The 12,987-nt window shown below is 61.3% G+C and carries 8 protein-coding genes; 5 read left to right on the forward strand and 3 right to left on the reverse strand.

Features of this window, described 5'->3' with window-relative positions; genetic code table 11:
• Positions 1 to 68 precede the first annotated feature (68 nt).
• From bcsG to bcsE, 3 genes are read right to left on the reverse strand one after another with little or no spacing between them, the layout of a single operon-like run.
• Positions 69 to 1,736: a cellulose biosynthesis protein BcsG gene (bcsG, locus tag BBB56_RS11365; RefSeq protein WP_123801068.1), complete on the reverse strand. Its 1,668-nt coding sequence runs from the start codon at positions 1,734 to 1,736 to the stop codon at positions 69 to 71.
• On the reverse strand, positions 1,736 to 1,924 hold the full coding sequence (gene bcsF, locus BBB56_RS11370; RefSeq protein ID WP_123801069.1) for a cellulose biosynthesis protein BcsF: 189 nt from the start codon (positions 1,922 to 1,924) through the stop codon (positions 1,736 to 1,738). The genes bcsG and bcsF overlap by 1 nt, the downstream gene beginning before the upstream one ends.
• Positions 1,921 to 3,462 (reverse strand): cellulose biosynthesis protein BcsE, encoded by a 1,542-nt coding sequence (bcsE, locus tag BBB56_RS11375; protein WP_123801070.1) that lies wholly within the window; start codon positions 3,460 to 3,462, stop codon positions 1,921 to 1,923. The genes bcsF and bcsE overlap by 4 nt, the downstream gene beginning before the upstream one ends.
• A 199-nt stretch (positions 3,463 to 3,661) precedes the next feature.
• Here bcsE and bcsR point away from each other — a divergent pair, with 199 nt between their 5' ends.
• From bcsR to bcsC, 5 genes are read left to right on the forward strand one after another with little or no spacing between them, the layout of a single operon-like run.
• Entirely contained in the window at positions 3,662 to 3,859 is a 198-nt protein-coding gene (bcsR, locus tag BBB56_RS11380) for a cellulose biosynthesis protein BcsR (RefSeq protein ID WP_123801071.1), read from the forward strand.
• Positions 3,859 to 4,590 (forward strand): cellulose biosynthesis protein BcsQ, encoded by a 732-nt coding sequence (gene bcsQ, locus BBB56_RS11385; protein ID WP_123801072.1) that lies wholly within the window; start codon positions 3,859 to 3,861, stop codon positions 4,588 to 4,590. The genes bcsR and bcsQ overlap by 1 nt, the downstream gene beginning before the upstream one ends.
• Positions 4,587 to 7,199, forward strand: a complete 2,613-nt coding sequence (bcsA, locus tag BBB56_RS11390; RefSeq protein ID WP_123801073.1) for a UDP-forming cellulose synthase catalytic subunit — start codon at positions 4,587 to 4,589, stop codon at positions 7,197 to 7,199. The genes bcsQ and bcsA overlap by 4 nt, the downstream gene beginning before the upstream one ends.
• A 4-nt stretch (positions 7,200 to 7,203) precedes the next feature.
• Positions 7,204 to 9,495: a cellulose biosynthesis cyclic di-GMP-binding regulatory protein BcsB gene (bcsB, locus tag BBB56_RS11395; protein WP_123801074.1), complete on the forward strand. Its 2,292-nt coding sequence runs from the start codon at positions 7,204 to 7,206 to the stop codon at positions 9,493 to 9,495.
• Complete coding sequence (gene bcsC, locus BBB56_RS11400; RefSeq protein ID WP_123801075.1) at positions 9,488 to 12,958, forward strand: cellulose synthase complex outer membrane protein BcsC; 3,471 nt, start codon at positions 9,488 to 9,490, stop codon at positions 12,956 to 12,958. Before bcsB ends, bcsC begins: the two co-directional genes overlap by 8 nt.
• Positions 12,959 to 12,987 lie beyond the last annotated feature (29 nt).

A 12,987-nucleotide genomic window follows, 5' to 3' on the forward strand; every position in this document is an offset into this window, starting at 1 on the left:
GGCGCGGTTCGGCGCTGACCGACCCGCGCCTGTCCGGCAGGGCGTCGCCCGCGACGGCGTTCAGCCCGTTATTGCGGATAGGCGACCCAGTCGCCGCCATTCAGCCGGATCCAGGGCTTGCCCTGATACATCATCACCACCGCGTTGTCATTCTCCGACACTACCGGCGTCTGCGGCAGCTTATCCGCCAGCACCGACATATTCACATTCGGCGCATTGAACACCTGGCCATCCACCACGCGGGAAACCAGCTCGGAAATCGCCAGCAGGCTGGTCGGCGCATCAATGGTCAGCGGCTGGCCCTGATGCGGCGCTTTCATACCGACAAACTTAATCCCAACCGGCACATGCGTAATCCCAGGGCTGGGAATATCACGCAGGCCCGACATCTGCATCTTGTCGCCCTGCAATGCCGCGCCATGTTCCGGCACCACCAGCACCATCACGCGGCGGCCTGACTTCTCAAGGTTGGTCAGAAAAGCGTCCAGCTGATCGAACAGCAACTGCGCGCGCGGCTTCCAGGGCGCGGTTTTTGTGCTGCCCAGCTCGCGCGTGCCATCGTGCAGCGGGATCAGGTTGTAGAAGGTCGCGCTGCGCGCGTCGCTGCTCTTGCTGCGGTCGTCCAGCCAGCGCTGCATCAGCTGCGCATCGTTAAACACGGGCGAACCGTCAAAAGAGGTCAGCTCCGGCGCAATGCCTGCCTGCGACATCAGCGGCGCCTGAATATTGCCGTCTGCACGCAGCTCTTTGAGATAGTCACCGAACACGCCGGTATGGTCCATCATCAGCTGCTGTTTGAAGCCTAGCTTCGCCAGATTATCGAACAGATAGCAGCGAGCGTCGGCGGGTTTATACAGATCGCTGTGCGACGTCTGGCCGCAGCTGGCGCGCAGCAGGCGGATCCCCGCCGGACCGCTGTAGCCGGTCGCGGAGTTGTAGTTATTCAGCACAATATCGAAGTGCTGCCATAGCGGATGGCTGCGCAACTGCGATGCATCCATATCTGTCCAGGCCAGCGAGCAGATATTGATGACCAGAATATCGAACGGCTGCGAATCCGCAGGCAAACTGTCCGGGAAAACCGTTACGCGTTTGCGTTCGCTGTCGTAAAAGCGATTGAGCCAGGCGGTAAGGTTCGCGCTGGTCGGCGGCGCGGATTGATCAAGCCCGTCTGGCGCGCTGGCCGGTTGCGCCTGACCTGCGGCCGGCGTCTGATTGAGCACCACTTCCGGCGTGGCGGCTTTGGTCGGCAGCAGCGACATCGCGGGACCGGCAATGGTCAGCACGTTGAGCCAAATCAGCATCAGGGAGACCAGCACCGTAACGCGAATCCACTGAGATACAAACAGATAGAGCACCAGCAGCACGAAGGCCGCGCCGATCATCTGCCAGTTGATAAAGCGGTTTACCAGGTCGAGCAGATAGGCGCCGGAGAATCCAGCGACCTGATCGCCCTGACTGAGAATACTCTCCAGGCCCGGCAGCCAGGTGTCATGCCAGAACAGACCGAAGCCGATGGGGATCGATATCCAGTTGCGCAGGCGGTGCAGGCGCGGCGAAGGCAGCGGAAACAGCAGCCAGGCGAGGAAAATCAGATTGCTCAGCGCGTGGAAATTAAGGTAGCCGTACCACAGCAGGCCAAACTTGAGCAAAAAGTAATAGTTCCAGCCGCCCAGCCCGCGCCAGTAAGACCACAAACGGGAAGAGTGGGCGGAAGTCGGTTGATCGTTATTCATTAATGATTTGCATCCGTTTTCGAGGATTTACGCTGCCAGTGACCTTCAGATTTGAGCGCACGCGCGGGCAGCAGGCGATTCAACATGCCGTTCCAGCGGCGCGGCAGCCACTGGCGGTATAATGGCTTTAAAAACAGTAAAATAACTAACACGAGTAGCGCGATTTGCACCCAGTCCATCAGGTTCATAGCGTTTTACCCTCAGGTAACAAGGTGAAGGGCTGGGGAACCTGGCGTTCGCGGCTGTCGGCTGGCGCGACAGGCGACGGCGTCGGCTGAAGTTCCGGCGTCAGATCCTGTATAGCATTAGGCGTCAGGTTTTTTATGTTATTGATTTCCGCCAGTATCTGGTTGTCCTCAAACCACACCATTCGGTTGGCGAACAGCTCATCATGCGGCAGCGAGAAGATGAACTTCAACGCCGTATTCAGGTCGTTGTAGCGGCAGGAAGAGAGAAACAGAATGACGCGATCGTCCAGCACCGTTACCAGATCGCCAAAGCGACGCGGTTTGCACAGCGTCAGGATCTGCTGCGGCTTTAGCTGGGGAACCGGGCGCAGCGCCACCAGCAGACCTTTATCATTCTCAGGCAACAGCGTATTGCCGATCAGCTGTTTGACCGCCTGGCAAAAGGCGTCGAGGCGCAGGTAGCCCTTCTCCTGCAAGGGCTGAAGCGCGGCGGTCAGGGCATCAAAATTCGCCGGCACGCGGCGGTTGAACAGCTGCCCCTGAACGCTTTCCAGCAGAGTAAGAAAGCGCGACATAGGGGCGGCGGCCGGGACAATGGCGGTCACGCCGCACGCCAGCAAAAGTCGTTCGTCGCTGTAGCGCAGGCTCGTTCCCATTTCGCGCACCACTATTTTTAAACCGTTGCCGCGGGCGCGGCGCAGGCTGTGCGTCATCTTTGCCAGCTCGCTGATATAGTCGCTGCGGGAGAGACTAAAAATTACCGTGGCGGCGCTGGCCTGCTGCGCACGTAAATAAACCTGTTCATTATCGTCAAAGAGCTGCCATTGACGTGAAAGCGGCGGCGCGCCTTCCAGCACTATTTTATCCGCCAGATACTGTTGCTCATCGTTAAGGCTCAGCGGCTCCTGCTTTTCATTTTCATTCAGGCCATAAAAGCGCTCGTCTTTGCAGCCAAGACGAATCGCGCGGTCGGCAAGCAGGCGCTCCGCGGCATACCACCAGTTAATTCGATATTGCCAGCTATCTTGTTGAAAAGTTAAATGTGCCACCCCATCGAGCTGGCGAAAATAACGCTGAAGATTATTGCGCAGGTTTATTATTGTCGCGCCGGACGTCACTATTAACAGGGTTAGCTGTTTTTTATTTAGCAGTCGGCGCATGCGCTTTATCCAGGCGGTCAGCTCCGCCTCTTCCAGTTTGTCCCACTGCGCGGCGCTGCTGTTAAAAATCACCAGTCCGCTCTTATGGCTCAGCGTACGTGAAAAATCGCTTTCCAGACGCAGCAGGCTGCCTTTGTTTTTAGGAAGAGAAAACAACGGGATGCGGTCTGGCCCACCCGCAGGTTCGGGCGTCAACAGCTCGCGCGGCGGCGCGTCGGCGCTAATCAGCGTGACAGATTGCTGCTGCGCTATCGCCTGACGAATAAAAAGGCGGGCATCTTCCTGACGAGTACAGGTCACCCAATAACAGCCAGGCGTTTGCAATGCCGTTAATTCAGGCTGAACCTGCAACAGCCCCAGCGCAAAGGAATTTTTCATATTGGATTCGCGATTTGTTCAGTCCAGGCTAGCTTATTATAGACGGGACAGGATGCAACCTGAGAAATTTAAAAAATACGTTATGACAGGCGGGTTCACATTGATCTATCATCGCGCCGAGTCAATGGGAACATTGTTGTGCCTTCACGTAAATATAACCACCTTTTATCCGACGTTGTTTTATCGGTGGCGAAAAGTAATGACAAAAGAAAATGCTTACACTCTGGTCGCCTCTGATGGCGAGCGTCAGGATGATATTAGCGCACTGCGCGACGCCTTTTCTCTGAAGGCTTTTCGCTATGTCGATATTGCGCGTGAAGAACGCCTGGCGAATATTGTGGCGCGCTGGCCGCTGTTAGGCGAAACGGCGGCTGACCAGCCGGGACGTCTGCGCTAATGCCGCTGATCGCGCTTCAGGGCGTACGCGGCGGCACCGGCGCAACCTCGCTCAGCGCCGCGCTCGGCTGGGCGCTGGCGACGCTTGGCGAAAGCGTGCTGCTGGTTGACGGCTCTCCGGCCAGTCAGCTTGGCGCGCATTTTAATATGCCTGCGCGCCCGGAAAAGGGCTGGATGCAGGCGCTATGCAGCGGCGAAGCCTGGCAAGCCTCCGCGCTGCGCTATCCGCAAGGCCCTGATCTGCTGCCGCATGGCGCGCTGTCTCATCAGCAACGCTTGAGTTTACTGCATCAGGACGCCGCGATCGCCGCGCCGCTGCTCAACGCGCTGCCGGATCTGAAAAGCCGCTATCGGTGGGTGATAGTGGATCTGCCGGCGGACCCGCTGCCCTGGCATGCCGCGCTGCACGCTCAGCTTGACCATCTGCTCTGCGTATTGACGCCCGACGCCAACTGCCATTTGCGCCTGCATCATCAGCGTTTTCCCGCGCACACGCGCTTTCTTATCAACCAGTTCAATGCCAACAGCCGGTTGCAGCAGGATCTGCATCAGCTGTGGGTGGCCTCGCTGAATAACCTGATTCCGCTGCTTATTCATCGCGACGAAGCGCTGGCGGAAGCGCTGATGATGAAGCAGCCGATCGGAGAGTACCGTCCGTTTGCGCTGGCCAGCGAAGAGATCACCACGCTGGCTAACTGGATGCTGCTGCATTTAAACGGAGAACGCCCGTGAATCCGCTGCGTTGGCTGCTGACGGCGCCGGTCTGGCAGGCGCTACGCCTGCGCTATACCTTGGCGCGCGACAACGGCGCGTCTCGCTTCGCCAGCGGCCTGCATCTGCTCTGGTGCGCGCTCGGCTGGATGCTGCTGCGTTTTGAGACGCCGGGCTGGCAGCGCATTATTCATCAGCGTCGGCGACTCTATCCCCATATCTCGCCGGAGCGTCCGCGCCCGCTGGATATTCTTCGTTACCTGATTCAGACGCTGTGGCTGGTGGTTATCCTGCCGCTGGACGACAGCGGCCGCAGCGAGCGGCAGCGCTTCAAAGGTTTTCAGGCGCTGTTCCGCTGGCGTCAGCGGGGCTATCAGTGGCTGGATAGCTTCGCTTCGCGCGTTCAGGCCGGCAACCTTGACGCGCGCGTTGAACAACGGCTTCAGAGGCTGTCGCCGCTGGCGCGTCGGCTGGTGTTTGTCGGAGTAGCGCTGTTCGCCTCGCTGCTGGCGCTGCTCTGCGTCAGTCAGCCGTTTGGGCTGATGACGCAGTTTATCTTTGTGGTGCTGCTCTGGAGCCTGGCGATGCTGGTGCGACGCGTGCCGGGCCGCTTGCCCACCATGATGCTGATCGTACTGTCGCTGACCGTGTCGTGCCGTTATCTGTGGTGGCGCTACACCTCGACGCTGAACTGGGACGATCCCCTCAGCCTGGTGTTCGGTCTGCTGCTGATTGCGGCGGAAACCTACGCCTGGGTGGTGCTGGTGCTGGGCTATTTCCAGACGCTGTGGCCGCTTAATCGCCAGCCTGTCTCTATGCCTGACGCGCTGGAACAGTGGCCGAGCGTCGATCTGCTGGTGCCGACCTACAACGAGCCGCTCAGCGTAGTGAAGCCGACCATCTATGCGGCGATGGGCATCGACTGGCCGAAAGATCGGCTCAATATCTATCTGCTGGATGACGGCAGCCGCGAAGAGTTTCGCGAGTTCGCCGCCAGCGTCGGGGTCAACTATGTGGTGCGCCCGACGCATGAGCATGCGAAGGCGGGCAATATCAACCATGCGCTGAAAACGCGCTGCCGCAGCGATTTTGTCGCCATCTTCGACTGCGACCATGTGCCAACGCGCGCTTTTCTGCAAATGACCATCGGCTGGTTTATCAAAGATCCCAAACTGGCGATGCTGCAAACGCCGCACCACTTCTTTTCGCCCGACCCCTTTGAGCGCAATCTTGGCCGCTTCCGCCGCACGCCTAATGAAGGCTCGCTGTTTTACGGCCTGGTGCAGGACGGCAACGATACCTGGGACGCCACCTTCTTTTGCGGCTCCTGCGCCGTGCTGCGCCGCACCGCGCTGGATGAAATCGGCGGCATCGCGGTAGAAACCGTTACCGAAGATGCGCACACTTCGCTGCGTCTGCACCGACGCGGCTACGCTTCGGCCTATATCCGTATTCCACAGGCGGCGGGGCTGGCGACGGAAAGCCTGTCGGCGCATATCGGCCAGCGTATCCGCTGGGCGCGCGGCATGGTGCAGATTTTCCGCCTGGATAACCCCTTATTCGGCAAAGGGCTGAAGTGGGTGCAGCGCCTCTGCTACGCCAACGCCATGCTGCACTTTCTCTCCGGCATTCCGCGCCTGATCTTCCTGCTGGCGCCGCTGGCCTTTTTGCTCTGCCACGCCTACATCATCTACGCGCCCGCGCTGGCCATCGCGATCTACGTGCTGCCGCATATGCTGCATACCAGCCTGACCAACTCGCGTATTCAGGGGCGCTGGCGTCACTCTTTCTGGAGCGAAGTGTATGAAACCGTGCTGGCCTGGTATATCGCCCGGCCGACAACTGTCGCGCTGTTTAACCCGCATAAAGGCAAGTTCAACGTCACCGCCAAAGGGGGACTGGTGGAAGACCAGCATCTCGACTGGGTGATCACCAAGCCCTATATGTTCCTGGTGCTGCTAAATCTGGCCGGGGTAGGGATGGCGTTCTGGCGTATGAACTATGGCCCGGCCAACGAGGTGCTGACGGTCTGGGTCAGTCTGGTCTGGGTGATTTACAACATGGTGATCCTCGGCGGCGCGGTGGCCGTTTCCGTCGAGGCGCGTCAGATCCGCGAGGCGCACCGCGTCGAGATCGCGATGCCTGCCGCGCTGGCGCGCGAGGATGGCCATATGCTGCCCTGCACGCTACGCGACTATTCTGACGGCGGCGTCGGCGTGGAGCTGCGCGAGCCGAATGCCCTGAAAGAAGATGAGAAAGTGTGGTTGCTGCTGCGCCGCGGCCAGCAGGAGTTCAGCTTTCCCTGCCGCGTGCAGCGCGTCTTTGGGCTTCGCGCCGGTATTCGTCTGCATCAGCTGACGACGCAGCAGCATATTGAATTTATCCAGTGTACCTTCGCCCGCGCCGACACCTGGGCGCTGTGGCAGGACGGTTTCCCGGAAGATAAACCGGTGCAGAGCCTCGCCGATATTATGGTGCTGGGTTTTAAAGGTTATCTGCGCCTGGCGGAGTATGGTCCGCCGCAGTTACGTCGGCTGTTTAACCTGCTTACCGCTGGGGTGAGCTGGCTGGCCTCGCTGTTGCCGCAAGGCATCGGGCGGACGCCCGCTTCAAAAAACGCATTGAGTTGATGATATGACGATAACAAGAGTGAACGGTTGGTTTACTGCACTGCTGCTGGGCACCGCAACGCTGAGCTGTGCCGCCGCAGAGGATAGCGCGCCGGTAAATGCCGCAGAAACAGTGCCGGTTCAGGCTGCGCCGGCGATCCCCGGCGCGCCGCTGCGCGCCAGTCAGCTGGCGTTTACCCAGCTTGCGCCGCCGCCAGGCAGCATGACGCTGCGCGGCACGCAGCCAACCGGCCAGATTGAGTTCGGCGTGCGCAGCGATGAAGTGGTGACGCGCGCGCTGCTGAATCTCAGCTATCGTCCCTCGCCCGCTCTGCTGCCGACGCTGTCGCAGCTCAAGGTTTATCTCAACGATGAACTGGTTGGGCTGATTACCGTGACGCCAGAGCAGCTCGGTAAAGAGAATCAGACCCAGCTGTCCATCGATCCGCGCTTTATCAGCGACTTCAACCGCGTGCGTTTTGAGCTGGTGGGACATTACGCTAACCTGTGTGAAAACCCGGCCAACAGCGCCATCTGGCTCGATATTGGCAAAGAGAGCGGCATCGATCTGACGTTGCAAAAGCTGCCGTTAAAAAACGATCTGTCGCACTTTCCGGAGCCGTTCTTCGACGCGCGCGACACCCGCCCGCTGACGCTGCCTGTTGTCTTTGCCGCACAGCCGGACGTGACGCAGCAGCGCGCGGCCGCAATACTCGCCTCCTGGTTCGGCAGTAAAGCCGGCTGGCGCGGTCAGAATTTCCCGGTGCTCTATAACCAGCTGCCGACGCAACAGCACGCCATCGTGTTCGCCACCAATGACGCGCGCCCCGATTTTTTGCGGGATCTGCCGCCGGTGAGCAAGCCCACGGTGGAGATCGTCAGCCAGCCCGACAATCCTTACGAAAAAATGCTGCTGATTTTAGGGCGCAATGATGAGGATCTGCTGACGGCGGTGCAGGGCATTGCGCAGGGCGAGCTGCTGCTGCGCGGCGACATTTCCACTGTCGATAGCGTCAAACTGCTGGCGCCGCGTCGGGCCTATGACGCGCCGAACTGGGTGCGCACCGATCGCCGCACCACCTTTGCTGAGCTGAGGCAGTATGAGAATCAGCTTCAGTCTGACGGGTTGCAGCCTAACCCGGTGAGTGTGACGCTGAATCTGCCGCCCGACCTTTTTCTGGTGCGCGCGCGCGGTATCGATATGGATTTGAGCTATCGCTATACCGCGCCCTTTCAGCAGGATGGCTCGCGACTGGCGGTAAACCTCAATAATCAGTTTATTCAGGACTACCCGCTGCCGCCGAAAAATACCTCAGGCCAGCAGCTGTTGCACATTCCGCTGGTTCAGGGGCTACAGGATAACAGCCATCAGATAACTATTCCGGCGCTGCGCCTGGGCGTAGTGAATCAGCTGCGTTTCGATTTTGATTACGCTAATACCTATATCAGCGGGACGGCTGACGGACGTTGCGAAACCGTCACGCCGGTCAGTCACCATGTGGTGGTGGACGACAACTCCAGCATCGATTTTTCCGGCTACCGTCACTATATCGAAATGCCGTCGCTGCGCGCCTGGGCTAACGCGGGCTTCCCGTTCAGTCGCTATGCCGACCTGGCGCAAACGCTGGTGCTGGTGCAGTCGAAACCTGACGCGCAGCAGGTCGGTACGCTGCTCAACGCGCTGGGCAACATTGGCGCGCAAACCGGCTATCCGGCGCTGCGCGTGCAGTTCAGCGATGACTGGAGCAAAGCCAAAGCGCAGGATGCCGATCTGCTGATGATCGGCGACATCCCCAAAGATCTTCAGGACGACCGCCGGATCGGCGCGCTGGCCGACGCCGCCGCCAGCTGGATGAACAAACCGATGCGCCAGACCGCCTCCGACGTACCTGAGCTTAACGACAGCGATCGCGCGGTGGAAAGTACAACGGCGATTGCGTCGCGCGGCCCGCTGGCGGCGGTGATTGGTTTTCAGTCGCCCTTTAACGATCAGCGCAGCGTGGTGGCGCTGCTGTCCGACGGCAGCCCGCGTGCGTGGCAGCTGCTCAACGATGCGCTAACCGACAGCGGCAAGCGCGCGGCGATCTTCGGCTCCGCCGCGATTGTCCGCGAGTCCGGCGTTAACAGCCTGCGCGTCGGGGATACCTATTATGTCGGTCATCTGCCGTGGTGGGAGCGTCTGTGGGCGCAGCTGGCCACGCATCCGTTCTGGCTGGCGGTGTGCGCCGTGTTTGTCGTGGTGCTGTTTGCGCTGATGACCTGGCGTCTGCTGCGGATTATCACGCGCCGCCGTTTGCTTGATGATGAAGATGAATAAACCCTACGCGCTGCGGGCGAGCCTGCTACTGAGCGGAGTATTAAGCGCGCTGCCGGTGCTGGCCGCGCCCGCCGCCGGACCGGAAGTGTCGCCGGTGGAGTGGCTGCTGACGCAGATCCGCATGGGCGAATCGACCAACAAATATGAGCTGGTGCAGCAGTCGCTCTATCGACTGGAGAAGATCGATCCTGATAATCCGCAGGTGCTGGCGGCGCGCCTGCGCCTGGCGCTGCATCAGGGCGACGTCGCCAGTGCGCAGACGCTGCTGGAGCAGTTGAAAAAGGTCGCGCCCGATTCGGCCGCGACGCGCGAATCCGCCGTCGGTCTGGCGCTGATGTCTGAAGATGGACGACAGAAGCTGCAAGAGGCGCGCCTGCTTGCCACCTCCGGCCACCTGACGGAAGCCAAAAACGCCTACGACGCCCTGTTTAACGGCGTGTTTCCTGACGCCAGCACCGCGCTGGAATACTGGCGACTGCTGGCGCGCATACCGGGACAGGACGACATTGCTTATCAACAGCTCCAGGCGCTGGAACAGCGCTATCCGGGCAATATCGGCGTTGAGCTGCAAATTGCGCGTATGGCCTTCGATCGCCAGCAGCCGACTCTGGCTATCGCCCAGCTAAAACAGCTGGCGGCCAGCAGCGGCGGACGCGGCCCCGCGGCGGAACTCTGGCTGCAACAGATTAACGACCAGCCGGTCAGCGACAGCAGCGTGGCGCAGCTAAAGGCGTATTTAGGCGTCTTTACCGAAGGCGATGCGCAGAAACAGGGGCTGGACGCGCTGGCGAAGCAGCAGGCGCTGCTCGCCGATCCCGCCTATCGCGAGCGGATGCGCGGGCTGGCGCTGGTGGATGCGGGCGGTGGCGCTGAGGCCATCGCGACGCTGGACGCCGCGCTGAAAGCGAATCCCAACGATGCCGATCTGATGGGCGCGATGGGCCAGGCGCAGGCGCGCGCCGGTAATCGCGCGGCCGCAGTGCTCTGGCTGGAGCGTGCGATTCAGGCGGGCCAGCAGAGCACCCAAATCGGCAAATGGCAGTCGCTGTTGCAGACCAGCCGCTACTGGCAGGCGATTGACGACGGCGACAAAGCGCTGGCGCAGCGCGACCTCGACGGCGCCGAACGCCACTACCGCGCTGCCCAGGCGCTGGATAACAGCGACAGCTATGCCCTGATCGGTCTCGGCGACGTGGCGATGGCGCGTAACAACGCGCAGAGCGCCGAACAGCTCTGGCAGCGCGCGCTGCGGCTCGACAGCAGCAACACCACGGCGGTGCGCCGCCTGGCGGGACTCTATCAGGCGCAGTCACCGGCCCGCGCCATGCAGTTTATTAATAGCCTGCCCGCCGCGCAGCAGCGTGCGCTGGCTGATACGCTGCGATCGCTGCGCAGCGACAGCCTGCGCGCCGAGGCGGATGCGCTGGCGCAGCAGAACCGCTGGTCAGAGGCGGCGGAAAAATACCGTCAGGCGCTCGCGCTCTCCCCTGACGATGTCTGGCTTCACTACCGCCTGGCCGGCGCGCTGCGTAGCGGCGGCGCGGCACAGCAGGCCGATGCGGTGATTGACGCCTTGCTGCGACAACGCCCGCAGGATGCCACCGCGCTCTATGCTTCGGCGCTCTACCTTTCCGGCAAAGATGACGACGACGCGGCGCTGGCGGCGCTGCGCCGCCTGCCGGACGCGCAGTGGAGCAGCAACATGCGCGAACTGGCCGCGCGTCTGGAGCAGGATAAGCTGTTTGCGCGTGCGGAGGCGTTACGTGCAGCAGGGCAGGAGCGCGAGGCGATTGCGCTGCTGCATCAGCAGCCCGCTTCCAGCCGCCGCGATCTGACGCTGGCCGACTGGGCGCTGGCTCGTGGCGATGCGCAGCAGGCGCTTGAGGCTTATCAGCAGGTTCTTGAGCGGGAAAGCGCTAATGGCGACGCGGCGCTTGGTCGTATCGAGGCGCTGGTGGCGTTGAAGCGTAAAGGCGAAGCTCAGGCGGCGCTCAAGGCGCTGCCGCCAGCCGAGACCAGCCTGAACGCTGAGCGTCGCGTGGCGCTGGCGTGGCAGGCAGTGGGCGACACCACCCAGGCCGCCGCGCGGTTCGCCGGTCTCAAACAGCGCGCCGCGCCGCAGCCGCCGTCTCAGGACAAAGCGCTGGTATTTCGTGATGCGGCCCGGCTGGAGCGGATGCAGCAGCAGCCCGACGCGGCGCTGGCGGATTATCGCCAGGCCATGGCCGCCAGCGGTATCGGCGACAGCGACAACCTCAGTCGGTTAACGCGCAATAACACGCAGGATGACTGGCTGAAGCGCAGCATTCGCAGCGACGCCGCGGATCTGTATCGCCAGCAGGACACTACGCTGATGCTGGAGCAGGACTATTCACGCAACAAGGGCACCGGCGGCATCTCGGACTTTACCGCGCATACCACCATGCTTCAGGCGGAGACGCCGCTTGCCGACGGACGCAGCTTTGTGCGCCTCGATCGCGTAGAGGTGTCGGCGGGCACCTTCTCTACCAGCAACGGCAGCTTCAGCGAGCAGTTCGGTAGCTGTGACGACGCAAACTCAGGCGGATGCAGCCGCGACGCAACCCAGCGCGATGAGGGCACCGCGCTCGGCGTCGGCTGGCAAAATGACATCTGGTCGGCGGACATCGGCACTACGCCGCTCGGTTTTGAGGTAACGAACTGGGTTGGCGGCCTGAGCTGGAAAACCGACGTCAGGGACGTAGGCGTAACCCTGACCGCCTCGCGGCGGCCCATCTCCAGTTCGCTGCTCGCCTATGCTGGCGCGCGCGATCCGGCCGCCAACGGCGGCAAAAGCTGGGGCGGCGTGGTAGCGACCGGCGGCAGCGTCGGGTTAAGTCTCGACCGCGGCGGCGCGCACGGCGTCTGGGCCGACATCAGCGCGCATCAGATCACGGGTAAGAACGTCGCGGATAACAGCCGCGAGCGTCTGATGGCGGGTTACTACTACAAGCTGATCAATACCGATAATCGCCGCGCCACCGTCGGGTTGAACACGATGCTGTGGCACTACCAGAAAGACCTCAGCGATTACACCTTCGGGCAGGGCGGCTACTACAGCCCACAGCAGTATCTGTCATTTTCCGTGCCGGTGACCTGGCGGCAGCGCAGCGAAAACTGGTCGTTCGATCTGGGGGGGTCGGTCTCCTGGTCGCACTCGAAAACCGACGCGCAACAGCGCTATCCGGTAAACCCCGGCTTTACGCTGGCCAGCAATCCGACTTCGGCCAGCAGCAGCGGGGGCGGCGTGGGCTACACCTTGCAGGCGGTGGTTGAACGTCGCATTACGCCGCACTGGTTTATCGGCGCGGGTATGGATATTCAGCAGGCGAAGGATTATACCCCCAGCCACGGGCTGCTCTATGTACGCTACTCCGCCGCAGGCTGGGATGGCGATCTGGATATGCCGCCACAGCCGTTAATTCCCTACGCGGATTTTAAATAAGGCGGGGCGCGCAAAACTCAGACTTCAGC

This window comes from Candidatus Pantoea deserta, assembly GCF_003813865.1.
GTDB classification, from domain to species: Bacteria; Pseudomonadota; Gammaproteobacteria; order Enterobacterales; family Enterobacteriaceae; genus Pantoea; species Pantoea deserta.